The sequence below is a fragment of the Streptomyces sp. NPDC021020 genome (genome assembly GCF_044333285.1).
Classification (GTDB): domain Bacteria; phylum Actinomycetota; class Actinomycetes; order Streptomycetales; family Streptomycetaceae; genus Actinacidiphila.
This window is the reverse complement of the sequence record NZ_JBIRQQ010000005.1, coordinates 490,359-515,102: the sequence shown is the minus strand read 5'-3', so window position 1 is coordinate 515,102 and position 24,744 is coordinate 490,359. Positions and strand designations below refer to the sequence as shown.

The 24,744-nt window shown below is 71.9% G+C and carries 21 protein-coding genes; 5 read left to right on the top strand and 16 right to left on the bottom strand.

From position 1 onward, the window contains the following. Window positions 1-68 precede the first annotated feature (68 nt). Together ACH4SL_RS17545 and ACH4SL_RS17540 are read right to left on the bottom strand one after the other, a co-directional pair. Window positions 69-377 (bottom strand): ATP-binding protein, encoded by a 309-nt coding sequence (locus tag ACH4SL_RS17545; RefSeq protein WP_398446250.1) that lies wholly within the window; start codon window positions 375-377, stop codon window positions 69-71. Window positions 378-470: 93 nt separating this feature from the next. Next, a complete protein-coding gene (locus ACH4SL_RS17540; RefSeq protein WP_398446248.1) occupies window positions 471-1,637 on the bottom strand; it encodes an adenosine deaminase in 1,167 nt (388 codons plus the stop codon). Window positions 1,638-1,738: 101 nt separating this feature from the next. On the opposite strand from ACH4SL_RS17540, the gene ACH4SL_RS17535 reads away from it, so the two are divergent. Then, window positions 1,739-2,566, top strand: coding sequence for an alpha/beta hydrolase (locus ACH4SL_RS17535; protein WP_398446246.1), 828 nt, complete (start codon window positions 1,739-1,741; stop codon window positions 2,564-2,566). A 45-nt stretch (window positions 2,567-2,611) separates the two neighbouring features. Here the strand turns inward: ACH4SL_RS17535 and ACH4SL_RS17530 are convergent, their stop codons facing one another. After that, on the bottom strand, window positions 2,612-2,932 hold the full coding sequence (locus ACH4SL_RS17530; protein WP_398446244.1) for a hypothetical protein: 321 nt from the start codon (window positions 2,930-2,932) through the stop codon (window positions 2,612-2,614). 105 nt (window positions 2,933-3,037) lie between these two features. Between ACH4SL_RS17530 and ACH4SL_RS17525 the strand changes: the two genes are divergently transcribed. Then, entirely contained in the window at window positions 3,038-3,751 is a 714-nt protein-coding gene (locus ACH4SL_RS17525) for a hypothetical protein (protein WP_398446242.1), read from the top strand. A 77-nt stretch (window positions 3,752-3,828) separates the two neighbouring features. Here ACH4SL_RS17525 and ACH4SL_RS17520 read toward each other — a convergent pair whose 3' ends face one another. From ACH4SL_RS17520 to ACH4SL_RS17485, 8 genes are all read right to left on the bottom strand, one after another. Beyond that, the gene (locus tag ACH4SL_RS17520) at window positions 3,829-5,868 is read right to left on the bottom strand and encodes a hypothetical protein (protein WP_398446240.1); all 2,040 of its coding nucleotides are present in this window, start codon (window positions 5,866-5,868) and stop codon (window positions 3,829-3,831) included. Window positions 5,869-6,038: 170 nt separating this feature from the next. Further along, entirely contained in the window at window positions 6,039-7,316 is a 1,278-nt protein-coding gene (locus ACH4SL_RS17515; protein WP_398446238.1) for a thymidine phosphorylase, read from the bottom strand. An 87-nt stretch (window positions 7,317-7,403) separates the two neighbouring features. Beyond that, complete coding sequence (locus tag ACH4SL_RS17510) at window positions 7,404-7,832, bottom strand: cytidine deaminase (protein WP_398446236.1); 429 nt, start codon at window positions 7,830-7,832, stop codon at window positions 7,404-7,406. After that, window positions 7,829-9,121, bottom strand: a complete 1,293-nt coding sequence (locus ACH4SL_RS17505) for an ABC transporter permease (protein ID WP_398446234.1) — start codon at window positions 9,119-9,121, stop codon at window positions 7,829-7,831. The genes ACH4SL_RS17510 and ACH4SL_RS17505 overlap by 4 nt, the downstream gene beginning before the upstream one ends. Then, the gene (locus ACH4SL_RS17500) at window positions 9,118-10,230 is read right to left on the bottom strand and encodes an ABC transporter permease (protein ID WP_398446232.1); all 1,113 of its coding nucleotides are present in this window, start codon (window positions 10,228-10,230) and stop codon (window positions 9,118-9,120) included. Before ACH4SL_RS17500 ends, ACH4SL_RS17505 begins: the two co-directional genes overlap by 4 nt. Beyond that, window positions 10,227-11,828, bottom strand: a complete 1,602-nt coding sequence (locus ACH4SL_RS17495) for an ABC transporter ATP-binding protein (RefSeq protein WP_398446663.1) — start codon at window positions 11,826-11,828, stop codon at window positions 10,227-10,229. Before ACH4SL_RS17495 ends, ACH4SL_RS17500 begins: the two co-directional genes overlap by 4 nt. A gap of 123 nt (window positions 11,829-11,951) precedes the next feature. Next, complete coding sequence (locus ACH4SL_RS17490; protein WP_398446230.1) at window positions 11,952-13,025, bottom strand: BMP family protein; 1,074 nt, start codon at window positions 13,023-13,025, stop codon at window positions 11,952-11,954. Between the two features lie 154 nt (window positions 13,026-13,179). After that, window positions 13,180-14,364, bottom strand: a complete 1,185-nt coding sequence (locus tag ACH4SL_RS17485) for a M20 family metallopeptidase (protein ID WP_398446228.1) — start codon at window positions 14,362-14,364, stop codon at window positions 13,180-13,182. Between the two features lie 272 nt (window positions 14,365-14,636). Here ACH4SL_RS17485 and ACH4SL_RS17480 point away from each other — a divergent pair, with 272 nt between their 5' ends. Beyond that, complete coding sequence (locus ACH4SL_RS17480) at window positions 14,637-15,206, top strand: Uma2 family endonuclease (protein ID WP_398446226.1); 570 nt, start codon at window positions 14,637-14,639, stop codon at window positions 15,204-15,206. Window positions 15,207-15,213: 7 nt separating this feature from the next. On the opposite strand, the gene ACH4SL_RS17475 is transcribed toward ACH4SL_RS17480, so the two are convergent. From ACH4SL_RS17475 to ACH4SL_RS17455, 5 genes are all read right to left on the bottom strand, one after another. Then, complete coding sequence (locus ACH4SL_RS17475) at window positions 15,214-16,749, bottom strand: glycosyltransferase (RefSeq protein ID WP_398446224.1); 1,536 nt, start codon at window positions 16,747-16,749, stop codon at window positions 15,214-15,216. 519 nt (window positions 16,750-17,268) lie between these two features. Continuing rightward, on the bottom strand, window positions 17,269-18,405 hold the full coding sequence (locus ACH4SL_RS17470; protein WP_398446222.1) for a hypothetical protein: 1,137 nt from the start codon (window positions 18,403-18,405) through the stop codon (window positions 17,269-17,271). A gap of 55 nt (window positions 18,406-18,460) precedes the next feature. Then, on the bottom strand, window positions 18,461-19,444 hold the full coding sequence (locus ACH4SL_RS17465) for an N-acetylneuraminate synthase family protein (protein ID WP_398446220.1): 984 nt from the start codon (window positions 19,442-19,444) through the stop codon (window positions 18,461-18,463). Window positions 19,445-19,495: 51 nt separating this feature from the next. Beyond that, entirely contained in the window at window positions 19,496-20,710 is a 1,215-nt protein-coding gene (locus tag ACH4SL_RS17460) for a cytidylyltransferase domain-containing protein (protein WP_398446218.1), read from the bottom strand. Between the two features lie 184 nt (window positions 20,711-20,894). After that, on the bottom strand, window positions 20,895-22,193 hold the full coding sequence (locus tag ACH4SL_RS17455; protein ID WP_398446215.1) for a DUF6716 putative glycosyltransferase: 1,299 nt from the start codon (window positions 22,191-22,193) through the stop codon (window positions 20,895-20,897). 186 nt (window positions 22,194-22,379) lie between these two features. Between ACH4SL_RS17455 and ACH4SL_RS17450 the strand changes: the two genes are divergently transcribed. Together ACH4SL_RS17450 and ACH4SL_RS17445 are read left to right on the top strand one after the other, a co-directional pair. Beyond that, window positions 22,380-23,384 carry a glycosyltransferase family 2 protein gene (locus ACH4SL_RS17450; protein ID WP_398446213.1) on the top strand — a complete coding sequence of 335 codons (1,005 nt, stop codon included), beginning with the start codon at window positions 22,380-22,382 and terminating at the stop codon, window positions 23,382-23,384. After that, window positions 23,384-24,742, top strand: coding sequence for a polysialyltransferase family glycosyltransferase (locus ACH4SL_RS17445; protein ID WP_398446210.1), 1,359 nt, complete (start codon window positions 23,384-23,386; stop codon window positions 24,740-24,742). Before ACH4SL_RS17450 ends, ACH4SL_RS17445 begins: the two co-directional genes overlap by 1 nt. The last annotated feature ends 2 nt before the right edge of the window (window positions 24,743-24,744 follow it).

Sequence of the window (24,744 nt, the reverse complement as noted above, 5' to 3'; positions counted from 1 at the left end):
CGGGCGGCAAGGGGGATGCCGCTCGGGGGCCCGTTTGTGTCGTGCCCGGGGAGCCGCGCCGGGCTCGTTCAGCCGCTGATGGGCAGGCCGCCGAGCAGGCCGCCGACGGGGGCGACCTGGTTGCCGTCGAGGTGGTTGCCGGACGGGAGCAGGTTCTGCGGGTCGGCCGGCAGGGCGGACGTGCCGTTCAGCGCGGTCGCGCCGTTGGCGAGCGCGTTCTGCGCGGCGTCGGCGCCGGGGACGAGGTTCGTCGTGTTGCCGACCGGCAGGTTGCCGAGGACGACGGGGGCGGTGGCGCTCGCCGTGCCGGCCGCGGCGGCGGCGAAGGCGAGTCCGAGCGCACCGGTCGCGAGGGTCTTCTTGGTTCGAGTCTGCATGACGTCGGAACGTATCGACGTGCTCACACCGCGTGCAAACGGCGCGGCGCGCGCTGCCCGCCCACCGCGAACGCGCGGGCAGCGCCCGTAGAATCACCCTTCGCGGGGCGCGGAACCGCTGGCCAGCGGCCTGTCGTGGCCGCCGGGCTCGAAGAGCCACTCCGCCTTCAGCTCGGCGTAACCGGGCTTGATCACCTCGTTGATCATGGCGAGACGTTCGTCGAAAGGGATGAACGCGGACTTCATCGCGTTGACGGTGAACCACTGCATGTCGTCGAGCCCGTAGCCGAACGCCTCGACCAGGTGCTCGAACTCCAGGCTCATGCTCGTCCCGGACATCAGCCGGTTGTCGGTGTTGACGGTGACCCGGAAGTACAGCCGCCGCAGCAGCCCGATGGGGTGCTCGGCGTACGAGGTCGCCGCGCCCGTCTGGAGGTTGGACGTCGGGCACATCTCCAGCGGGACGCGCTTGTCGCGTACGTACGCGGCCAGCCGGCCCAGCGAGACCTGGCCGTCGGGGCCGGCCTCGATGTCGTCGATGATGCGGACGCCGTGGCCGAGCCGGTCGGCGCCGCACCACTGGAGGGCCTGCCAGATCGACGGGAGCCCGAAGGCCTCTCCCGCGTGGATGGTGAAGTGGTTGTTCTCGCGCTTGAGGTAGTCGAAGGCGTCCAGGTGCCGGGTGGGCGGGTAACCGGCCTCCGCGCCCGCGATGTCGAAGCCGACGACGCCCGAGTCGCGGTAGCGGTTGGCCAGTTCGGCGATCTCCTGGGAGCGGGCGGCGTGCCGCATCGCGGTCAGCAGCGCGCCGACGCGGATCCGGTTGCCGGACTCGCGGGCGCGCTTCTCCCCTTGCCGGAAGCCGGTGTTGACCGCCTCGACGACCTCGTCGAGCGTCAGGCCGCCCTCCAGGTGCTGCTCGGGGGCGTAGCGCACCTCGGCGTAGACGACGCCGTCGGCGGCGAGGTCCTCGGCGCATTCGGCGGCGACGCGGACGAGTGCGTCACGCGTCTGCATCACCGCGCAGGTGTGGGTGAAGGTTTCCAGGTACCGTTCGAGGGAGCCGGAGTCGGCGGCCTGCCGGAACCACGTCCCGAGCTTGTCGGGATCGGTCTCGGGAAGGCCGTCGTAGCCGGTCGCACGGGCGATGTCGACGATGGTGCCGGGCCGCAGGCCGCCGTCCAGGTGGTCGTGGAGCAGCACCTTCGGAGCACGGCGGATCTGGTCCCGGGACGGAGCGCCGGGTTTCGGCTTCTGCATGGGCGAAACGATAGTCCCTACGCGCGTAGAATTCGCAGGCGGGGCAAATATTTTCCGCTCGGCCATACTGCGCACACCCCGGTTTCTGCGATCGTTACGCCATGGCTTCACAAGCATTACCGGCACGCGGCGCCCGGCTGGGGCACCCCGTCGCGCCCGGGCTCGTGCCGACGCCCCGGTGGGGTCAGCACGCGGGCCGCGCGCCCCGGGGCGGCGAGGGGACGGACGGCGGGGCGACCGGCTCCACCGTGCGCGCCGTCGTGCTCGCCCTGCCCGGCGGTGACGCGCTGAGCACCCGGCGCCGCTCCCCGCTGGCCGCCGCGGTGATCTGGCCGCTGGCCCGCCACCTGGTACGCGAGGGGGCCGCCGACGGGGTCGCGGCGCATGTCGTCCACTACCGCTTCCGCGGCTGGAACGGCGGCCACGCGCACCCCGCGGAGGACGCCGAGTGGGCCGTGGGCGAGGCCGTACGGCGGTACGGCGACGTGCCCGTGTGCCTGGTCGGCATGGGCATGGGCGCGCGCGCCGCGCTGCACGCCGCCGCGCACCCGGCGGTGGGCTCGGTCGTGGCGCTCTCCCCCTGGCTGCCGGACGACCCGGAGCCGGAGCCGGTCAAGCAGCTGGCCGGGCGCCGGGTGCTGCTCGTGCACGGCACGCAGGACGAGTCCACGGACCCCGAGCTGTCGCTGCGCTTCGCCGAGCGCGCCAAGAAGATCAACCGCGAGGTGTGCCGCTTCGAGGTGCACTCCGACGGGCACAGCCTGCACCAGCACCGCTCCGAAGTCTTCGCGCTGGCCACGGACTTCGTCCTCGGCTCGCTCCTCGACCGCCCGTACGCCCGCCCGGTGGCCGACGCGCTCGCCGCTCCCCCGCCGCTGGGCCTGCGGATGCCGCTGGCGTCGGGTTTCGGCCGCGCTCTGCGCGCGTAGCGCGGCCGTCCGGGCCCCTGGGAGTGAACTCCCGGGCCCGGGCGGTCAGTAGCGGTAGCGGTCCATGTTGTAGAGCTTCGCCTCGTTCGGAGTGACCTTCTCCGGCAGGCTGTTGATCTCGGCGTCGATGACGGGCACGAGCTTGCCCAGCAGTGTCTGGATCCGGCTGCGGCGCCCGGAGATGTCCGAGGCCCAGGTGTCGGCGGCCTTGCCGACCCACACCTTCTTGCCGCCCATGTCCGAATTCGTCTGCTTCAGCGTGTCGTTGAGCGTGCCCATCTCGCCCATGAGCCGTGATCTCAGGCTCTTCAGGTCGGTGATCGCCGGATTCGGCACCGTCGCCTGCTGCTGAGCTGGTCCGCCCATGTCACTACCCCCGTAGTGGCGTTGCCCGCCGTTTGCCCTGCTGCTCTGTACGCACTGGAATGCGCCACGCATATCATAGCGCCAGCCGTTTCCCAGGAGGATGCCGTGACCGACAACGCCACAGGGGACAGGGCGGGCAACGCCGGGGGCGCGGGCACGCAACGCGACTCCGACGACCCCATCACCTTCTCCCCCCTCACCGTTCCCGACCGCGAGCGCCGCCGGCGCCGCAACCGGGTCATCGGCATCGCGGCGGCCGTCGTCGTCATCGCGGGCGGCATCACGACGTGGGTCGTGGTCGCGGGCGGGGGCGACGACAAGCCGGTCAAGCACACGGCGGTGCTCCCGAAGGCGTTCGGGGAGTACACGCAGGTGACCAAGCCAGAAGACTCCCTGTGGAAGTCCATCGGCGGCGACAACCCCGACCCGCTGAAGAAGGGCGGGGCGCGCGTCACGTACACCGCCCCGGACGGCACGGGCGCGACGGTCAGCGTCGAGGTCAACCCGCCGGACTTCACGTCGGACGACGGCACGCGCTACGCCCCCGGGTCGGACACCTTCACGAAATCGCTGCTGGGCGTGGAGGACTTGAAGGGAGTGCGCGAGTACCCGGCGGGCAAGTCGGGCGGCACGATCCAATGTGCCGATCCGTCCTCGCACGGCGTGACGATCACGACCTGCGGCTGGCAGAGCACGTCGGCCACGGTCACGTACACCCCCGTGCGTGACGGCAAGACCGTCACCGACAAGACCTCGGCGACCGCGGACAATCTGAAGACCTTCCTCGACGCCCTGAAGATCGAACCGCTGAAGTCCTGAGCCGCCCCTGATCCGAACAGCTCACCGAGCGCCGCCCGTCGACCGTACGGGCGGCGCTCACCCACCTCCGGGACCGGTCAGCCGTCCTGGAGGTGCTGGAACTGCTCCTGCTGCGTGAAGCCACGCGAATCCACGTGGTTGACGACCGCGGGGTCGATGAGCCAGTTGCTGTACGCGGTGCGCTGGCGCGGGGTCATGTCGTCGACGTTCTTGACCTCGCCCTTGTCGTCGAGGAAATTGTCCTCCGGCGTCTTGATGTAGCCCTTCGGGTCACCGGTGTACGTCATCGGTTTGTCGCCGCGCGGGTGGATGGTCACCGGCTCGGTGACGTCGGGGCTGAAGCCGCCGTTGTGCAGCTGCGCGTTCGCCGCGGCCTGGTAGTTGTACTGCCAGCTGGTGTCCAGCTCGGCGTCGTTGATCTTCTTGTACTTGTCGGCGAGACCGCCCGGGGCGTCCTCGGGCTTGACGGAGATCCCGGCGGCGACGAAGTCCACCAGCAGGTCCTGGGCCGTACCGCCCAGCTCGCCCGCCTTCGACGTACCCAGCTCGGTGATGGCCGTGGCCCCGCCGGTGGCGCCCGCCACCGCCAGGTCCGTCACACTGCCGATGAGCGCCGTACGCGCGCTGTTGACGCCCTCGGCCCACTTGGTGGCGTCGCCCTCGATGTTGCTCTTGGCGTACTCGAAGGCCTGGCTGTAGGCCTTCATCATCATGCCGTTCTGCATCGTGCGGAAGTCCTGGGCGTGGTCGTCCGTGTCCTTCTCCGCGCTGTTCACTTCCTCGGTGATCTGCGTGCGGAAGGAGTCGAAGAGCGCGCTCATGTTTCCCGCGGTCGTGGGGTCGCGGCAGGACTCGTTGAGCATCGCCTGCCACAGCGGCGCACCGACCTCCAGGCCCTTGCGGTTGGGGTCCTGGCCGGCCAGGAAGGCCTTCTGGTCCCACTGCGACATCTTCTCGGTGAAGCCGCCCGCCGTGGCGTCGGCGCCCCACAGCTTGTTGCCGGTCGGCGACGTGATCCCGTAGACCATGTCGCTCCAGTTGGCGGTGAGCAGCTTGCCGTAGTAGACGTCGATCGGGTCGTAGGTGTGGATGTCCTTCATGTCACCGTTCATATGACGGTAGTTGTCCATGAGGATGCGGCCCGTGAGCTTCTCGGCGAGCGGACGGTTCGTGGACTTGAGGTCGATCGTGCCGGCCGAGAGCATGTCCGCGAAGGCCTGGGCGCGGGACGGCGGCTGGCCGAGGTCCCACGGGCCGTGCGGGTACATCACCGTCTGCAGGCTGTCGTAGTTGTGGTCCATGAACTCGCCGGACGCCTCCGGGTTGGCGGCGATGGCGTTGAAGAGCTGCGTGTAGTGGTCGTTGTTGAAGGCGCCCTCGCCGCTGCCGTTCATGAACTCGGCCCCGCTGCGCTGGGGGTTCTTTTCGTCCCAGACGCGGTCGCCGAGGGCGACGAGGAAGTCCTTGTCCTGGGTGCCGCCCGGCAGCAGGGCGGTCATGTAGTCCGCCCGGAAGGCCTGGTTGGGGAACATGGACTTGTCGAACCACTTGTTCCAGCTGGCCTGCTTCTGCGCCGCGGTCTGCCCCTCGAAGGCCACCTTGGTGTAGGTGCCGAAGGTCTTGGCGATGATGTCGCGGTCGGCCGCGGCCTGGTCCGGGTGGTCGCCGTAGCGGCCGTACGGGGTCCCCGCCTGGTCGTTCGTGAGGAACATCAGCCGCTGCGGGCCGAGCTGGTCGTAGAACGCCTTGAGGTAGTCCGGGTCGTCGGCGTGCGCCTTGAGGTCGGCGAACAGGTCCTCACCGGGGTCGTCGCCGTCGTCGAGGGCCTTGTCGAACTGGTCGGCGAGCGCCTTGCCGTCCTTCTGCGACTGGGCGGTGGTGCCGACCATGCTCTCGTCGATCTGCACCATGCCCTTGTGGCCCGGATACGCCTTGTCGGCGGCGATCGCCAGGTGGTAGCGCCGGGTCAGCATCGGCATCTGGTCGTCCAACCAGCCGCAGATCCCGACCAGTTCGGTCAGCGACGACGTGTCGAGCCCGTGCCCCTCGAACGCCGACTTGTAGGACGAGGCCCGGTCCCGCAGGTTGTCCTTGTCCTTCTTGAAGGAGTCCGTCATTCCCTGCAGGGCTGATGCGTCTATGCCCGAGAACTCACCCACGTGTTCTTTCCTCCCCGTTGTGGATGCTGTGCGCGTGCCGTTGACGGCGCCGTACTGGCAGAGAGGATGTCACAAGGCGGCGTTCCGGTTCCGCTGCGTCGCAGAACAGGCGCCCTTGACACGGGAATTCAGACGATACGGTCCAGGACGATCGGGCCCGGCGTGAAGTCCGTGCCCTCGGGGGCGACCGTCACCGCGCCCTCCAGGGCCTCCAGGGCGTACGGGAAGCGCTCGGGGGTGTCGGTGTGCAGGGTCAGCAGCGGCTCGCCCGCGCGCAGCACGGCGCCCGGCTTGGCGTGGATCTCGACGCCCGCGCCCGCCTGGACGGCGTCCTCCTTGCGCGCGCGGCCCGCGCCCAGGCGCCAGGCGGCGACGCCCACCGCGTAGGCGTCCAGCGCGGTCAGGACGCCCGCGGCGGGGGCGGTGACGACGTGCCGCTCGGCGGCGGTGGGCATCGGGGCGTCGGGGTCGCCGCCCTGGGCGCGGATCATGCGGCGCCACACGTCCATCGCGGAGCCGTCCGCGAGCGCCTTCGCGGGGTCGGCGTCGGGGAGCCCGGCGGCGTCGAGCATGTCGCGGGCCAGCGCGAGGGTGAGGTCGACGACGTCCGCGGGGCCGCCGCCCGCGAGCACCTCGACCGACTCGCGCACCTCCAGGGCGTTGCCCGCGGTCAGGCCGAGCGGCACGGACATGTCGGTGAGCAGCGCGACCGTGCGCACCCCGTGGTCGGTGCCCAGGCCCACCATGGTGGCGGCCAGCTCGCGGGCGTCTTCCAGGGTCTTCATGAAGGCGCCGGAGCCGACCTTGACGTCCAGCACGAGCGAGCCGGTGCCCTCGGCGATCTTCTTGGACATGATGGAGGAGGCGATGAGCGGGATCGACTCGACCGTGCCCGTCACGTCCCGCAGCGAGTAGAGCTTGCGGTCGGCGGGCGCGAGGCCGTCACCGGCGGCGCAGATGACCGCGCCGGTGCCGCGCAGCACGTCCAGCATCTCGGTGTTGCTCAGGGCCGCGCGCCAGCCGGGGATCGACTCCAGCTTGTCGAGGGTGCCGCCGGTGTGGCCGAGGCCGCGCCCGGACAGCTGCGGCACCGCGGCGCCGCACGCGGCGACCAGCGGGGCGAGCGGCAGGGTGATCTTGTCGCCGACACCGCCGGTGGAGTGCTTGTCGGCGGTCGGCCGGTCGAGGGCGGAGAAGTCCATGCGCTCGCCGGAGGCGATCATCGCGGCCGTCCAGCGGGCGATCTCGGCGCGGTCCATGCCGTTGAGCAGGATCGCCATGGCGAGCGCGGACATCTGCTCGTCGGCGACCGCGCCGCGGGTGTACGCGTCGACAACCCAGTCGATCTGCTCGTCGCTGAGCCGGGCGCGGTCCCGCTTGGCGCGGATGACGGAAATGACGTCCATGGGGCTGCTCCTCGCCGCGGGCGCGGCTGGTGGTGGGTACGTGTCCGGTCCGCGCGGGGGTGCCCCGTGCGGACCGGAGCGGGGGCCTTACCGGCCGAGGTCGTCGGCCCCGAAGGCGTCGGGGAGGATCTCGCTCATCGGGCGCACCCCGGCCGCGGTGTCGACCAGCAGCGCGGGGCCGCCGTTCTCCCACAGCAGCTGGCGGCAGCGCCCGCACGGCATGAGGGGCTCACCGCGGCGGTCGACGCACGCGAAGGCGGTGAGCCGGCCGCCGCCGGTGGCGTGCAGCGCGGAGACCAGGCCGCACTCGGCGCACAGCGCGACCCCGTAGGCGGCGTTCTCGACGTTGCAGCCGACGACCGTGCGCCCGTCGTCCACAAGGGCCGCGGCGCCGACCGGGAAGCCGGAGTAGGGCGCGTAGGCCCGCTCCATGACCTCCCGGGCGGCCGCGCGCAGCGCCTTCCAGTCCACGTCGGTCACACTGGAGTCGCTGCACGCGCCGCTGTCCGGGCTCATCCGCCCTGCCCCTTCCGGTACGGCTGGCCGTCCGCCTTCGGCATCCGCAGGCGCTGCGAGAACAGGCCCATCACCAGCAGCGTGGCCACGTACGGCGAGGCCTGCACGACCTCGGAGGGGACGGAGTCGGTGGTCAGGTACCACAGTGCCAGCAGGGCGGCGAAGCCGAGCGCGAAGCCCGCCGAGATGTACGCCTTGCGGAGGTACTTCCACACCGCCATGGCCAGCAGCAGGATCGCCAGCAGCAGGAGCAGCGCGTGCACGGAGTCCGTGCCGCTGCGCAGCTGGAGGCTGTCGGTGTAGCCGAACAGGCCCGCGCCCATGGCGAGCCCGCCGGGCCGCCAGTTGCCGAAGATCATCGCCGCGAGGCCGATGTAGCCGCGGCCGCTGGTCTGGCCTTCGAGGTAGAAGTGCGTGCCGACCGACAGGAAGAAGCCGCCGAGCCCGGCGAGGCCGCCGGAGACGATGACGGCGATGTACTTGTAGAGGTAGACGTTGACGCCCAGCGACTCCGCGGCCACCGGGTTCTCGCCGCAGGAGCGCAGCCGCAGGCCGAAGGACGTGCGCCACAGCACGAAGAAGGTCGCGACGAAGAGCACCACGGCCAGCAGCGTCAGCGACGAGATCCGGGTGACGACCCCGCCGAGCACACCGGCGATGTCGGACACCACGAACCAGTGGTGCTTCTCCAGCGTGGCCAGCCAGTGCGCCAGGCCCGGCACGGTGAAGGTCTTCATGTCCTCCATCGGCGGCGACTGCTTGGGCGTGCCGCCCTCGGTCGCGGCCTTGCCGACGTTGAAGATCCGCTTGGCCATGTACGCCGTGACGCCCGCGGCCAGGATGTTCATCGCGACACCGGCGATGATGTGGTCGACGCCGAAGGTGACGGTGACGATCGCGTGCACCAGGCCGCCCGCCATGCCGCCGAGCACACCGGCGACGACGCCCATCCACGGGTTCATCGCCCAGCCGGCCCAGGCGCCGAAGAAAGTGCCGAGGATCATCATGCCTTCGAGGCCGATGTTGACCACGCCGGCCCGCTCCGCCCACAGGCCGCCGAGCCCGGCGAGCGCGATGGGTACGGCGCCGGTGAGCGTTCCGGCGATCTGCCCGGAGGACGTGACGTCGGTGGCGTTGTCGCCGGCGATGACGCGCACGGCGGACACCAGGACGAGTCCCGCGGCGACGATCAGCAGGAGGACGGGCACGGACAGCTTGCGGCGTCCGGCCTTGGCTCCGGGCGCGCGCGGCGCCGCGGGCGGCGGGGTCTGTACGGCGGTGGCGCTCACGCCGTCACCTCCTGCTGCTTGGTCGGGGTGCCTGCGGCGGCGAGTTCCGCGCCGACTTGGCGTTGCTGCCGGGTCAGGCCGTAGCGGCGGACCACCTCGTAGGCGATGACGACGGCGAGCACGATCGCGCCCTGGATGACGCCGACGATCTCCTTGTCGTAGCCCTCGAACTCCAGGCCGTTGGAGGAGCGCTCCAGGAAGGCCCACAGCAGGGCGCCGATGGCGATGCCGATCGGGTTGTTGCGGCCGAGCAGGGCGACCGCGATACCGGTGAAGCCGATGCCGGTCGGGAATTCGGTGCTGTACTGGTGGGCGTCGTTGAGCAGCGTCGCCATGCCGACGAGGCCGGCCATGGCCCCGGACAGCACCATGCTGATGATGACCATCCGCTTGACGTTGACGCCGCCGGCCTGCGCGGCGGACTCCGAGCGGCCGACCGCGCGCAGGTCGAAGCCGAAGCGGGTGCGCGACAGCACGAACCAGTAGACGACACCCGCGAGCCCGGCGAAGACGATGAAGCCGTAGACCGGTTCGGTCTGGGTGGTGAAGTTGAACAGGTGGCTGCCCGAGGGGAGCGGCTTGGTGCTGGTGCTCAGCGACTCCTTGTTGGTCACGCCGAGCCGGCCGTCCTGCAGGAAGTAGCCGATGACGATGCCGGCGATCGAGTTGAGCATGATCGTCGAGATGACCTCGCTGACCCCGCGGGTCACCTTCAGCACACCGGCGATCGCGGCCCACGCGGCGCCGACGACCATCGCGGTCAGCACGATGACCGGGATCTCGACGACACCGGGGATCGACATCGCACCGCCGACGGCGGCGGCGAAGAACGCGGCGATCCGGTACTGCCCGTCGACGCCGATGTTGAACAGGTTCATCCGGAAGCCGATGGCCACCGCGAGACCCGACAGGTAGTAGGGGGTCGCCTTGTTGAGGATGTAGACCTGGCTGTCGGACTTGCCGCCGTAGGTCATCATCAGGTGGAAGGCGTGGAAGGGTTCCTTGCCGCTGGCCAGCAGCACCAGTGCGGTGACGATCAGGCCGCCGACCACGGCGAGCACGGGTGCGGCCAGGCCCAGCAGCACCCGGTCCTTGTCGAACTTCTTCATCGGTCCTCTCCCCCGGCCTGCTTCGGTACGTCCGGCTCCCCCGCGGGTTCGTGTTCCAGGTGGCCCGCGGCGGCACCGGTCATGGCCGAGCCCAGCTCCTCCGGGGTGATCGTGGCCGGGTCGGCGTCCGCGACGAGGCGGCCGCGGTAGATGACCCGCAGGGTGTCGGACAGGCCGATCAGCTCGTCGAGATCCGCGGAGATCAGGAGCACCGCGAGGCCCTCGCGGCGGGCGGCCCGGATCTGGTCCCAGATCTGCGCCTGCGCGCCGACGTCCACGCCCCGGGTGGGGTGCGCGGCGATCAGCAGCTTGGGCAGGTGGCTCATCTCGCGGCCGACGATCAGCTTCTGCTGGTTGCCGCCGGACAGCGACGCGGCCGTGACCTCGATCCCGGGGGTGCGCACGTCGAACTCGCGCACGATGCGCTCGGTGTCGCGGCGCGCGGCGCCCGGGTCGATGAGCAGGCCGCGGGAGTTGGGGCGCTCGGTGACGTGGCCGAGGATGCGGTTCTCCCACAGCGGGGCTTCCAGCAGCAGGCCGTGCCGGTGCCGGTCCTCGGGGATGTAGCCGATGCCGTCCTCGCGGCGGGCCCGGGTGGGCACCCGGGTGATGTCGCGGCCGTCCAGGGTGAGCGTGCCGGCGTCCGCCGGCCGCATGCCCATGACGGCCTCGACGAGTTCGGCCTGCCCGTTGCCCTCGACTCCCGCGATGCCGAGGACCTCGCCCTTGTGGATGGTGAAGCCGATGCCGTCCAGGACGATGCGCTCGACGCCGTCGGAGTCGGTCTCGGCGAGCCGCAGGCCCTCGACGGTGAGCATCGGCTCGTCCGTGACGGTCGACTCGCGGGTCTCCGGCGACGGCAGCTCGCTGCCGACCATCAGCTCGGCGAGCTGCCGGGCGGTCGTGGAGCCGGGGTCGGCGTCGCCGACCGTGGTGCCGCGGCGGATGACGGTGATCGCGTCCGCGACCGACAGCACCTCGCCGAGCTTGTGCGAGATGAAGATGACCGTCAGGCCCTCGGACTTCAGCTCCCGCAGGTTCTCGAAGAGCGCCTCGACCTCCTGCGGGACGAGCACCGCGGTGGGCTCGTCGAGGATGAGGATGCGGGCGCCGCGGTAGAGGACCTTGAGGATCTCCACGCGCTGCCGGTCGGCCACGCCCAGGTCCTCCACGAGGGCGTCCGGCCGCACGCCGAGCCCGTACGCGTCGGATATCTCCCTGATGCGCGCGCGGGCGCGCCCGCCGATGCCGTACGCCTTCTCGCTGCCGAGGACGACGTTCTCCAGCACCGTGAGGTTGTCGGCGAGCATGAAGTGCTGGTGGACCATGCCGATGCCGCGGGCGATCGCGTCGCCCGGGTCGTGGAAGTCGGCGGCCTCGCCGTTGATGGCGATGGTGCCCTCGTCCGGCTTCTGCATGCCGTAGAGGATCTTCATCAGGGTGGACTTGCCCGCGCCGTTCTCGCCCACCAGGGCGTGCACGGTGCCGCTGCGGACGGTGATGTCGATGTCGTGGTTGGCGACGACGCCGGGGAACCGCTTGGTGATGCCGCGCAGTTCGACGGCGGGGGCTGCGGGGGGACTCGTGGACGCGTTGATGGCGCACTCTCCTCGGGGGAAAGGCTCGGGCAGGGTGGAACTGTCGCGCGGCCGAGGCCCGGAGGGGCTGCCGGAGCAGTCCCTGCCGGGCCTCACGGACCGTACCGGGTCATCCGCCCGAGGTCACGGGGTCGCGCTGACCTTGACCTGGCCGGAGACGATCTTCTGCTTGGCCGCGTCCAGCTGGGACTGGATGTCGGCGATGAAGTTGCCCGAGGTGGCCAGCGACACGCCGTTGTTCGCGAGGTTGTACGTGTTGGTGCCGACCTTCGGCTTCTTGTCCTTGTCGACCGAGACGATCAGGTCGTAGACCGCCACGTCGACGTTCTTGACCGCCGAGGTGAGGATGGACTTCTGGTACTTGGCCAGCGCCGGGTCCTGGTACTGGTCGGAGTCGACGCCGATCGCCCAGGCCCCGGACTTGCCGGCGACCTTCTGGATCGAGCCGTCGCCGGACAGGCCGGCCGCGGTGTAGATGACGTCGATGCCGCGGTCCAGCATGCCCTGGGCCTTGCCGGCGGCGGAGGCGGCGTCGTTGAAGCCGCGCGGGTCGTTCTTGTACAGGTACTCGCGGGTGACCTGGACGTTCGGCTTGGTGTCCTTGACGCCCTGGGCGAAGCCCGCGTCGAAGGTCCCGATCAGCGCGTTCTGCACACCGCCGATGAAACCGACCTTGCCGGTCTTGGTCTTCAGCGCCGCCGCGACGCCCGCGAGGTACGAGGACTGCTCGGTCGCGAAGGTCATGCTGTCGACGTTGGGCAGGTCCACGACGGAGTCGACGATGCCGAAGGTCGTGTTGGGGTACTTCTTCGCGATCTTCGTCAGCGCCGGGCCGTAGGTGTAGCCGACCGCTATGACCGGGTTGTAGCCCGCGGCCGCCATCGCGTCGAGGTGCTGCTCGCGGTCGGAGTCCGTCTCGCCGTTGGCGGCGGTCAGCTCCTTCGACTCCACGCCCAGCTCCTTGTCGGCCTTGTCCAGGCCGCGCGCCGCCGAGTCGTTGAAGGAGTGGTCACCGCGGCCGCCGACGTCGTACGCGATACCGGGGCCCTTGGACTTGGCGCCGCCCGAGCCGGTGCTGGAGCTGCTGTTGCTCGACGAGCTGTTGTCGTCCGTCGTGCTGCTGCCGCACGCGGCCACGGACAGCGCGAGAGCCGCGGTGGCCACGCCCGCGGCAGCGATCTTGGATACCCGGCGCAAGAGGGTCCCCTTCGGTTGTGTCGCGCCCCGTCCGGCGCTGGCTACGCGGGAGCTTAACGCGCGTAGATGTCAGGTAAAGACCGAATGAAGGCCCGTTATCGGATCGACGCATTTCCGCTGGGTGAAGCCCCGGTAGCCGGGGCTTCACACCGTGTCAGGCCAGCAGGACAACCCCTGTGAAGAGGTTCACACCGACCTCGATCGCGCCCTCGTCCGCGTCGAAGTCGCCCTGGTGCAGATCGCGCTTGGCGGTGTCGCCGGGCGACCGCACCCCGAGCCGGGCGAGCGCTCCTGGCACCTGCTCCAGATACCACGCGAAGTCCTCCCCGCCGAGGCTCTGCTCGGTGTCCTCCACCGCGTGCAGACCGTACCGCGCGGTCATGGCGTCCCGCAGCATCTCGGTCGACGCCGCCTCGTTGACGGTCGGCGGCACCCCGCGCTGGTAGGTGATCTCGACCTTGGCGCGGTACATCGACGCGACCTGGTCGATCAGCTCGTGCACCAGGTCCGGGGCGTCGTGCCACGCCGCCAGGTCCAGGCAGCGCACGGTGCCCTCCAGCTCGGCGTGCTGCGGGATGACGTTCGCGGCGTGCCCGGCCTGGATGCGGCCCCACACGATGCTCAGGCCCGCGCGCGGGTCCACCCGCCGGGTCAGCACCATCGGCAGCTCGGTCGCGAGCTTCGCGGCGGCCATCACCAGGTCGGTCGTCAGGTGCGGCCGGGCGCTGTGCCCGCCCGGGCCGTCCAGCGCCAGCAGCAGCTTGTCGGCGGCCGAGGTGATCGCGCCCTGCCGCAGGCCGACCTTGCCGACCTCCACCTTCGGGTCGCAGTGCACCGCGAAGATCCGCTCGACGCCGTCGAGCACCCCGGCCTTGATCGCGTCGATCGCCCCGCCGGGCATGACCTCCTCGGCCGACTGGAAGACCAGCCGCACCGGCCGCGGCAGCCTCCCCTGCCGCTCCAGCTCCGCGAGGACCAACCCGCTGCCGAGCAGGACGGTGGTGTGCACGTCGTGCCCGCACGCGTGCGCCCGCCCCTCGACGGTCGAGCGGTACGGCACGGCCTTGAGGTCGGTCACCGGCAGCGCGTCCAGGTCGGCCCGCAGGGCGAGCCGCCCGCCGGGCCGGTCGGGCCCGATGTCGCACACCAGCCCCGTCCCGCCGGGCAGCACCCGCGGCCGCAGCCCCGCCGCCTCCAGCCTGGCCCGGACCTTCGCGGTGGTCTCGAACTCCTGCCGGCTCAGCTCCGGATGCCGGTGCAGATCCCGGCGGAAGGCGATGAGCTCGTCGCGCAATTCTTCGGACAGCGCGCCGGACGGCGCTGAGGGTGAGTCGTTCACCTCAGTCAGGGTAGGCCCCTGCGGCCCCGCGGCCGGGCCGATCGAGCAGAAAAGGTGAAGATACCGCCCCTCTGTGGAGAGAAAGTCCCCCGATCGGCGCATACCTGGCTAACCTCAGGGGTATGTCCACCTATTTGGGGTCCGGACACGCACCCCAACCTGTCCCGCGGCCCTGCCCCTACGAGGCGGCGCCCCTCCCGCTCGTGGCCTTGCACCCACGCTGCTGGGACCAGATGACACATATAGCTGAACCGCTTGGCTACGCTGGCGCCATGACTGCACTGCCTGACTGGATGGTGCCGCCGCGCCCGGAAGGGTGGTTCGCGGAGGACCTGGACCACCTGCCGGAGGCGCCCCGCCACACCGAACTGATCGACGGAGCCCTCGTCTTCATGATGTCCCCGCAGCGGTGGTGGCACGGCCACCTCGTCACCACGTTGACTGTCGCGCTGATGCAGCAGGTCCCGGAAGGCTTCTCCGTCGGCCGGGAGATGACCGTCCGCCTGGATGCCCGCAACCGCCCCGAGCCCGACCTCCTGCTCACGACCCGCCCCTTCGAGGACGACCGCACATGGTTCGCCCCCGAGGACGTCGTGCTCGTCGTCGAGGTCGTCTCGCCGGAGTCCGCGCACCGCGACCGCACGGTCAAGCTGCAGAAGTACGCGGCGGCGGGCATCGTGCACTACTGGTGCATCGAGGACGAGGACGGCAGCCCCGTCGTCCACGTCTACGAGCTCGACGAGCCGACCGGCGCGTACGCGCCCGCGGGCATCTTCCGGGGGACGCTCAAGCGGCCCGTCCCGTTCGACATCGTCCTCGACCTCGACGCCCTGACCCCCTGACCGGCCGCTACGCCTCCTGGGCCGTGGGGCCCAGGAGACGGGCGTAGAGGTCGAGGAGCGGGACGGACTCGGTCTGCCAGGACCACTGGCGCAGGACGTCGACCCGGTCGTACGCCTTGCGGTAGCGGCGCGGGTTGGTCAGGACGGCGCCGACCGCGCGGACGAAGTCGGCGGTGTCGCCCGAGCGGAAGACCTCGCCGTTGCCCAGCTCCAGGGTGGCCGCGGCCATCGCCCGGACGTCGCTCACGACCACCGGCAGGCGCGCGTGGGCGTATTCGAAGTAGCGGGTGGCCAGCACCGGCTGGTGGTGCGGGAGCTTGTGGACGGGCAGCACGCCGATGTCCGCGGACGCCAGGAACGCCGGGATCTCCGCGACCGGCACGTACGGCAGGACGTGCAGCCGCCCGTGCACGCCGAGTTGCGCCGCCCGGTCCAGCAGCGGGGCCAGGTCCGGGTGCGCGGGGTCGGGCACCACGAAAGCCGCGTGCAGGTCGTACAGCTTCGGCAGCGCCTCCACGACGAGCGCGTGCCCGCGGTCCGGGGCGACCGGCCCCGTGTGCACCAGCAGCGGCACGTCCGCCGCCAGCCGGCAGCGCTCCCGCACCCCGCCCTGCGGCACCCGCGGGCCCTCCACCAGCGGCGGGGCGTTGCGCACCACCGCGGGCGTCGCCGCCAGCCGGTGCCGCGCCCGCAACTCGCGCGCCAGCCCCTGCCCGACCGTCACGACACCGTCCGCCTCCCGCGCGAAGGACCGCTCGTGCGCGTCCGCCGCCACATTCGCCCGCCGGGTCGCCGCGGGCGTACGGGACGGCGCGTCCCACACCACCTCGATACGGTGCCCCGACCCCTCCGCCCGCAGCGCCGCCCGGATCGCCACGCCCAGCGCGCGGTGCCCCAGCGCATGGATCAGCTGCGGCCGCACCGCGTCCAGCACCGGCCCGTACGCGACCTCCTCGTCCAGCAGCCCCGGGTCCAGCCGCCGCCACGCCCGGCGCCCCAGCACCAGCCGCGCCACATCCGTCATCAGGTTGTCCAGCCGCGCGTCCGGACTGCGCCGCCGCCGCACCGCCGCCACGTACTGCGCCGCGCGCACCCGCGTCCACCCCGCCCGCACCCCGTACCGCACCCACGCCACCGCGTGCCCGCAGCGGGCCAGCGCCAGCAGCGGCAGCGGCCGGTGCACCACGACCAGCTCCGCCGCCCGCGTCATCAGCAACTGCCGCACCGCCGCAAGCCGTACCGTCCGGTGGTCGTACGCCCCCGCGCTCCGGTACGCCAGCGGCCACCGCAGCCCCGGCCGCGGCCGCCGCACCCGGTGATTCCCCAGCACCCCCGCGACGCCGACCTGCCGCACGTCGATTCCGGGCAGCCGCACCGTGGCAGGGGCCTGCCCCACCAACGTCACGCGATACCCCGCACCGCGCGCCGCCTCCGCCACCCGCAGCGCCCGCGAATCCCCGTCCACCCCGCCACTCGTCACCACGGCCAGCCGGACGCCGCGCCTCCCCTTGAGGGCGACCCCCTCCGACGGCTCCCCCGTCATGGGCCGAGCATGCGCCGACTCGGCGCCGCGTAAAGATCCCGCCATCCCCGCACCCTGTCCTACGGAGTTGATCACGAGGTTACGTCCCCCTTACGCGGGGGCAAACACGCCCACCGCGGTGGCGCCCGCGCCTGGCGGCGCGGGGTGTTTCCCACCCCCAGCCACCCGTGCGAGTCAGATGTCGTCTGACGGTCCCCCTGTGGGGCGCATTCGCCGTCGGGGGCTAACCGCAGTCCCCAAGACATCCGCCCCCACCGGCAGGCAGCCGCCAACGCTCCCGGGAGGGGGACGGTGCGGGGTGCCCCCGCAGGAATGCGCACACAGGACCCGCCACCTACCCCCATGACGTCAGACGCGCATTCCGAGGAGGTGCCCCGTGCCGGCACCCGACCCACCCCCCGCACGCAACGCGCGATGCCCCGCCGGGTACACCAGGGGCGCGAGGAACTGCGCGAGCAACCACCCACCGGCAGAAGGTCGCGCGGACCACCGCAACCCCCCGCCCCGGAGCGGCACCCCCTACCGAGTGGGCGACTTCGCCGAAGACGTGATCGCCGCCAGAAACGTATGCGCCCGCTCGCCCGCCGCAGGCGTGAGCCACGCCGGATCGATGTCGACGACCCGGAGGTCGACTCCCGTACCCGCGAGCACCAGAGGCAACGTGTGGACGACCGTCGACGGGAAGGAGAGGATCACCCGCCCCGCCGGCCCGCGCCGGGCGACGAGTTCGAGCGGGAGGTCGGGCCGGACGATCTCCAGGCCCGTCTCCGCCGCGAGCCGGTGCAGCTTCTCCTGCGCCTCCTTGCGGTGCGCGAAATACCGCCGCGCACCATGCCGCGCCGCGAGATCCGCGACGACCGCGACGTAGCGCTCGGGGTCGACGACGCCGGTCTCGACGAGCGAGGTCCCGATGAGGTCCGTCCCCGCGAGCACGTGGGGCGGCCCGAAGCGGCCGCGGGTCCAGGAGAAGGCGTTGACGGTGAGCGCCATCCCGGCGGGCGGCGTGGCGGGCATCGCGCTGAAGAGCTCGACGCGCCGCCGCCCGCCCGGCGTGAGGCGGCGCCGCGCGGCGGAGGCGAAGACGCCGAAGGCGGCCTCGACGAGCGAGCGCCGCCGCCCACTGCGGTGCCAGCGGACGAGCCGCCCGCCGCGTTCCAGCAGGGCGGTGAACTCCATCGTGGCGGTGCCGTCGTCGACGACGGTCAGCTCCTTCGCGCGGCACAGCGGCAGCAGAACCTGCACGAGCCGCGAGAAGGGGTCGCCGATGACGAGCCGCCGCACCCGCAGCAGCGTGGGCGCGAGCGCGAGCGCCGTACGCAGCAGCCCGCCGCGGTTGCCGCGGGCCTCGAACCAGCGCACGGCCAGGCCCTCGTCCCGCGCGAGTTCGGCCATCCGCCGCAGCTGCCCGCGGCTGGTGGGGTCGGCGGGCGAGAGCACGACGACGGTGACCGGCACGCGCCCGCGTACCGCCGTACCCCCCGCCGTACCGCCACCCCCCGGGCCGCCGTCCCGGGCGGCGGGGATGCCGGGCTGTATGTGCGCCCACTCCAGGACGTTGAGCAGTTGCACGGGTGACTCGACCAGCGCGACGGTCCCGTGGCCCGGGTGGGGCGCGGGGGTGCGGTCGGGGGTGGCGGTCGTCCTCGACTCGTCCATGTCCTCGTGTCCTCGGTGCCGGCTCGGCGTTCTGTCGTGGGCGCTCGGCCGCGCGTCAGACGGAAGCGGCGGCGTCGGCCCCGGCGGCCTCCGTACCGGCCCCGGCGGCCTCCGCCTCCGCCTCCGCCTCCGCAACGACACCGGCGACGCGGCGCAGCTTCTTCATCGGGCCCAGCTCGCCCTCGTAGACCTTCTTGACGCCGTCGCCGAGCGAGGTCTCGATGATGCGGATGTCGCGGACGAGCCGCTCCAGGCCCTGCGACTCGACGGACGCGGCCTGGTCGGAGCCCCACATGGCGCGGTCGAGGGTGATGTGCCGCTCGACGAAGACGGCGCCGAGCGCGACCGCGGCGAGCGTGGTCTGGAGGCCGACCTCGTGGCCGCTGTAGCCGACGGGCACGTTCGGGTACTCGTTCCGCAGCGTGTTGATCATCCGCAGGTTGAGCTCCTCGTGCTTGGCCGGGTAGGTCGAGGTGGCGTGGCACAGCACGATGTTGTCGCTGCCGAGCACCTCCACCGCGTGCCGGATCTGCTTCGGCGTCGACATGCCGGTGGAGAGGATCACGGTGCGGCCGGTCGCACGCAGGGCGCGCAGCAGGTCGTCGTCGGTCAGGCAGGCGGACGCGACCTTGTGCGCGGGCACGTCGTACTGCTCCAGGAAGGCGACCGACTCGACGTCCCACGGGGAGGCGAACCAGTCGATGCCGCGCTTGCGGCAGTATTCGTCGATCGCCCGGTAGCCGGCCTCGTCGAACTCGACGCGGTGGCGGTAGTCGATGTACGTCATCCGGCCCCAGGGGGTGTCGCGCTCGATGTCCCACTGGTCGCGCGGGGTGCAGATCTCCGGCGTCCGCTTCTGGAACTTGACGGCGTCGCAGCCCGCGGCGACGGCCGCGTCGATCAGCGCGAACGCGTTCTCCAGGTCGCCGTTGTGGTTGATGCCGATCTCACCGGTGACGTACACGGGCTGGCCGTTGCCGATGTGGCGCGAGCCGACCTTGCGGAGGTTGGCCGGGAGCGAAGCGAGAGGAGAGTTCACGGGTGGTTCCTTAGGAGGTTTCGGGACTGGATCAGGGGTGTGGTGGCCGGGTCAGCGGGCCAGAGTGGGGCCGAGGAGCCAGGCGGCGATCTCGCGGATCGCGCCGAAGCCGCCCTCGGCCGTGGTGATCGCACGGGCGGCGGCCCGTACGACGTCGTGGGCGCCGGCGACGGCCACGGGCCAGCCGACCAGGCCGAAGCACGGCAGGTCGTTGACGTCGTTGCCGGCGTAGAGCACCCGCTCGGGCGCGATGCCGTTCTCCTCGCACCACTGCTTGAGCGCGAGGTCCTTGCGGTCGATGCCGTGCAGAACGGGCACGTTGAGCTTCCGGGCCCGTGCGGCGACGACCGGGTTGGTCTCGGTGGACAGGATGAGCACGGGGAGTCCCGCGCGGCGCAGGGCCGCGATCCCGAGCCCGTCACCGCGGTGCACGGTGACGGCCTCATGTCCGTCCGCGTCGATCAGCACCCGGTCGTCGGTCTGGGTGCCGTCGAAGTCCAGTACGACCGCGTCGACGTCGTCGCGGGTCGGGGTGGCCGCCGTCGGGTCGAGCAGCGGGGCCAGGGCGCGGGCGCGCGCGAGGTCGGCGGGCTCGTCGATCTCCAGCACCTTGGCGGGGTCGGTGCGCACGAGCGCGGTGCGCCCGAAGAAGCGGTGGCCCGCGGCCCGGAAGCCGGCCGCGCGCATCGCGTACGCGGTGCCCGTCTCCAGCAGGTCCTGCGGGCGGTCCTGGCGGCGGGGGCGGGTGGCCTTGTCGTGGTTGACGCCGTACGCGGAGGGGTCCTGGTCCACGCCTTCCCGCCATATGAAGCCGTGGAAGGGCGCGACGGTGTGCGCGGTGTCGGCGCCGCCCTCGGTGACGGCGGCCACGACGCCGTCGATCTCCTCGGCGGTGACGAACGGGCTGGTGCACTGCACGAGCAGCACCACGTCGGTGCTTCCCCGCTCCGCGCCGGTCATCGCCTCGTACGCGTCCATCGCGTGCAGCACCGCGGCCTCGCTCGTCGCGGTGTCCCCCGCGATCGCGGCCGGCCGCAGCACGACGTCGGCGCCGGCCGTACGCGCGACCTCGGCGATCGAGGGGTCGTCGGTCGACACGACCACGCCGGTCACGCGGCGCGCCCGGCGGGAGGCGTCCACCGCCCGCGCGACGAGGGGCACACCCGCGACCGGCGCGAGGTTCTTCCCGGGCACCCCCTTCGACCCCCCGCGCGCGGGGATGACGACGAGAACGCTCCGGTTTGCCGCCGGCGGCTCGGTGCTCATGAGGTGACTCCTGTCGTGAGGGTGAGCAGGGCGCCCCGAAGGGGCGCGGGGAACTGCGCGAGCAACCACCCACCGGCCGGTGGTCCGGAGCGGACCGAACTGCCCCTTTCGGACGGTGGCGACCCGCGCCCCGGTGGGGGCTCCCCGCGCCCCTTCGGGGCACAGCCCCCACGGCGAGTGCGGCTCACAGCTGCCCCCAGCGGCGGATGGCGGGGGCTACCCGCTGAACCCCCTGCCGGTAGGCAGTGCGCGCGGAGTTGCGCACGAACTCCCGTACAGCCGCCCGCACGGGCCCCGCCTCGCGGGGGGCGAAGCCGGGGACGGGCTCGCCGGTGGGGTCGAGGCCGTGGCGGGCGAGGACGCCGGGGAGGTAACCCGGCGCGGTGCGCAGGGTGTAGTACGGCTCCAGCGGGGGGAGGGACTCCTCCTCCAGGAGCGCGGCGACCCGGCCGCGCAGGGCCGCGTACGGGGCGGCGCCGTCGACCCCGTGGGTGGACGTCCATTCCGCGGAGGCCCGCGGCAGGTGCCCGTCGTCCAGCTCGTCCCACGAGGCGTAGCAGCCGGAGCCGAGGAAGTGGTGGTTGCCGAGCGACTCGCGGATGCCGAGGTCGGTGAGCACCGCCGTGGGTATGCCGCGGTGCAGCGATTCGAGCGCGGCGGTCGAACTGACCGTCACCAGCAGGTCGGTGCGGTCGAGGACCTCGGCCATGTTGCCGTAGACCAGGCGCAGGTTGTCCGGTGGTTCGAGGTCGGCCACCAGCTTCTGGTAGGGCTGCTCCTCGATGTGCGTGGTGTGCTCGCCGGGCTTGCTGCGCAGCTTGACGAGCACCTCGCGGCGCGGGTGCAGCCGGGCGTGGGCGACGGCGCGGCGCAGCAGGTGCAGCCGGTCCTTGCGGCTGTCGGGGACCGAGGGCTGGACGGCGAAGGTGACGGTGAGGGGCCGGGTCTCGTCGGGCCGGTAGTGGTCGCCGCCGAGGAAGGGCAGCGCTGTCTCGACGATGCTGCCGGTGCGGTGGCCGACGCCCTCGTAGACGTCGCGGAAACGGCGGGCGTCGTCGGCGCTGTTGGCGAGGACGACGTCGGCGCCGGCCCGCAGCAGCAGGCCGTCGGTGAGCTTCTCGTAGACGACGCCGACGTATCCGGTCACGACGACGGGGCGGCGGGCGCGGCCGGCCCAGGCGTGCTGGAAGCCGTGCAGCAGGGCCTGGCAGGTGCCGCCCACGCAGGAGACGACGACGACGTCGCAGGTGTCGGCGCTGGTCTCGGCGAGGATCTCGGCGGCGGTGCGCTCGACCATCGTGTCGGCGGGGATGCCGAGTTCGGCGAGCTGGCGCGGCGTCGGGGTGGCGCGGCCCCGCAGCAGGCGCGCGTCGAGCCGGGCGTCGGGGTCGATCCGGCGCGCGACGAGCGCGCCCCATTTCCACCGGGTGTCCGAATCGGCGATCACCGTGACCCGCAGCGGGCCTGACGTACGTGTTGGCACAGCGCCGACAGTAGGAAGCGGGCGGGTGGAAATGACGAAGCGAAGGACAACGGGAGGTAAACAGAATGCCGCTACTTTGCACGGAGGGCTCCCGATCAGCGGCGTCACCGGTTGGCCATTTTCCGTTTACCCAAACGTCCCCCGGTCGCCAAGTGCCCCGGGCCGCAGGACCATAGGATTCATCGGGTGGTCAAGCTCTCCGTCATCGTGACGTTCTACAACGTGCAGCAATTCGTGCCCGACGCACTGCAAAGTCTGCGCGCGAACAACCGTCCGGATTACGAGTTCCTGCTGATGGACGACGGGTCCTCGGACCAGACGCCGCGGCTGCTCGAAGAAGGAGCGCGGACCCTGCCCGGCGCGCGGGTGCTGCGGCGCGAGCACGGCGGCGTGTCCGCCCTGCGCAATGCCGGAATCGACGCCTCCGAGGGCAGGTACCTGACCTTCATGGACGGCGACGACTGGATGGCCCCGGGCTATCTGGACGGGCTCGTGCACGCGATGGAGGAGCTGGACGTCGACTTCCTGCGCACCGACCACGTCAAGTGCACGGGCGCCAACCGGGAGATCGTCCGGGCGCCGCACGGCCGCCGGAACGCCGTGCTCGCGCCGCGCGCGTGCATCCTGCCGGCCGAGCGGCCCTCGCTCGTCGACTACCCCAACCTGCCCTTCGGCGCCTACCACCGGCGCACCGTGGACCGCGGCCTGCTGCGCATGCCCGAGGATCTGCGCACCGCCGAGGACCGGCTGTGGGCGTGGCGGATGCACCTGAACGCCGAATCCGTCGGTGTCGTCGGCCTGCTGGGGATGCATTACCGCCGTGATGTGAGCACCTCGCTCACGCGCATCGGCGACGAGCGCCAACTCGATTTCGTCCGCTCGTGCGAACTGGTCTTCGACATGCTCGCGAAAGACCCTGAGGGCGAGCGCTACCTGCCGAAAGCCATCCGGCAGTTCTGCGCGCTCGTCATTTTCCACCTGGAACAGATAGACCGCTTCGAACCCGCCGTCGCACGCCGCCTCAAGTCGGTGAGCGCCGCCGCTCTCGGCCGGCTGCCGGCGGAGACGCTGAACGCGGTTCTGGACGCGATGGATATCGAACGCAGCACGAAGATCCGCAGATTGCGCTGGCGGTCCGGCGGCGGCTCCGGCGGCGGCTCCGGCACCGGCAACGGAACGGAGGCCGCGTGATGGCCACCACCCAGCTGCTCATGGCGTCCACCCTCTACGGGGCCGCGACGCTCGCCGCCGCCGTCGACGCCGGCGCCCTCCCGCCCGCCGACCGCCGCATCCTCGTGGTCAGCAACAACGCCTCCGTGCCCGAGACGCACCCCGCCCTCGACGAGGCGCCCGGCTTCGCCGCGCTGCGCTCCCGCTTCGACCGGCTGGTCTCCTGGAACGCGCTCGTCAGCCCGCTGCACCCGGGCGGCTGGACCCCGCGCGTCAACGAGATCCCGATGTGGGAGCGGCATGTGCGGATGCTGTGGGACCTCGGGGACGACGACGTCGACCTGGTCGTCGAGTCCATCCAGGTCGCCCCCTCGCTCGCCTTCGCGCAGGTCTTCACCGGGGCGCCCATCACCGTCTACGCCGACGGCCTCATGTCCTACGGCCCGACGCGCAACAAGCTCGGCCTGCTCGTCGACACCCGGATCGACCGGCTGCTGCACCTGGACCTCGTGCCGGGCCTGCGGCCGCTGCTGCTCAGCGAGTTCGGCGTCGAGCCGCAGGTCGTGCCGAGCGCGGAATTCACCAAGGTCCTCCAGGAGGTCGCGGAGGCCTCCGCCGGCGCCGACGTCCTCGCCGGCCTCCCGCAGGGCGCCGCGCTGCTGCTCGGCCAGTACCTCTCCGCGCTGAACATCCTCAGCGTGCGCGAGGAGGAGGAGCTGCACCTGTCGATGGTGCGCGGCGCGGCCGCGCTCGGCCACCGGGACATCGTCTTCAAACCGCACCCCACCGCGCCCGCGAGCTGGACCGAGCCGCTGGTCGCGGAGGCCGAACGCCTCGGCTGCCGGCTGACGGTGCTCGACACGCCCGTGCTGGCCGAGGCCGTCTACCTCAAGGCCCGCCCCGCGCTCGTCGCCGGCTGCTTCTCCACCGCGCTGCTCACCGCGTCCGCGCTCTACGGCATCCCGGTCGCCCGCACCGGCACGGACCTGCTGCTGGAGCGGCTCTCGCCGTACCAGAACAGCAACCGCGTGCCGGTCACGATCGTGCACGCGCTCCTGCCGGAGCTGACCGCCCCGGCGGCGGTGCGCGCGTGGACCCCGCCCACCCCGGAGTCCGTCGCCGCCGACCTCACCCCGCTGATCCGCACGGTCGGCTTCTGCATGCAGTCCGCCGCGTATCCGCATCTGCGCGACGAGGCCACCGCCTGGCTCACCGCGCATCTCACGAAGCGCACCTGGCCGTACTTCAAGCGCCGCCGCCTGACCTCCCTGGGCCTGCCGGGAGGCGTCCCGGCCAAGCTCTCCTTCGTCCCCCGCAACCGCGTCGTCCGCCGCGTGGCGCGCCGGGCGCGCGCCCTGAGCAGGAGGGCGCGCGCCTGAAG

What these genes read in the sequence shown, in the direction of transcription:
- ACH4SL_RS17520 (WP_398446240.1), bottom strand. Translation starts at nt 5,868, where the DNA reads ATGACGGACTCCTTCAAGAAGGACAAGGACAACCTGCGGGACCGGGCC.
- ACH4SL_RS17510 (WP_398446236.1), bottom strand. Translation starts at nt 7,832, where the DNA reads ATGAGCCCGGACAGCGGCGCGTGCAGCGACTCCAGTGTGACCGACGTG.
- ACH4SL_RS17540 (WP_398446248.1), bottom strand. Translation starts at nt 1,637, where the DNA reads ATGCAGAAGCCGAAACCCGGCGCTCCGTCCCGGGACCAGATCCGCCGT.
- ACH4SL_RS17480 (WP_398446226.1), top strand. Translation starts at nt 14,637, where the DNA reads ATGACTGCACTGCCTGACTGGATGGTGCCGCCGCGCCCGGAAGGGTGG.
- ACH4SL_RS17475 (WP_398446224.1), bottom strand. Translation starts at nt 16,749, where the DNA reads ATGACGGGGGAGCCGTCGGAGGGGGTCGCCCTCAAGGGGAGGCGCGGC.
- ACH4SL_RS17545 (WP_398446250.1), bottom strand. Translation starts at nt 377, where the DNA reads ATGCAGACTCGAACCAAGAAGACCCTCGCGACCGGTGCGCTCGGACTC.
- ACH4SL_RS17445 (WP_398446210.1), top strand. Translation starts at nt 23,384, where the DNA reads ATGGCCACCACCCAGCTGCTCATGGCGTCCACCCTCTACGGGGCCGCG.
- ACH4SL_RS17530 (WP_398446244.1), bottom strand. Translation starts at nt 2,932, where the DNA reads ATGGGCGGACCAGCTCAGCAGCAGGCGACGGTGCCGAATCCGGCGATC.
- ACH4SL_RS17500 (WP_398446232.1), bottom strand. Translation starts at nt 10,230, where the DNA reads ATGAAGAAGTTCGACAAGGACCGGGTGCTGCTGGGCCTGGCCGCACCC.
- ACH4SL_RS17460 (WP_398446218.1), bottom strand. Translation starts at nt 20,710, where the DNA reads ATGAGCACCGAGCCGCCGGCGGCAAACCGGAGCGTTCTCGTCGTCATC.
- ACH4SL_RS17470 (WP_398446222.1), bottom strand. Translation starts at nt 18,405, where the DNA reads ATGGACGAGTCGAGGACGACCGCCACCCCCGACCGCACCCCCGCGCCC.
- ACH4SL_RS17535 (WP_398446246.1), top strand. Translation starts at nt 1,739, where the DNA reads ATGGCTTCACAAGCATTACCGGCACGCGGCGCCCGGCTGGGGCACCCC.
- ACH4SL_RS17515 (WP_398446238.1), bottom strand. Translation starts at nt 7,316, where the DNA reads ATGGACGTCATTTCCGTCATCCGCGCCAAGCGGGACCGCGCCCGGCTC.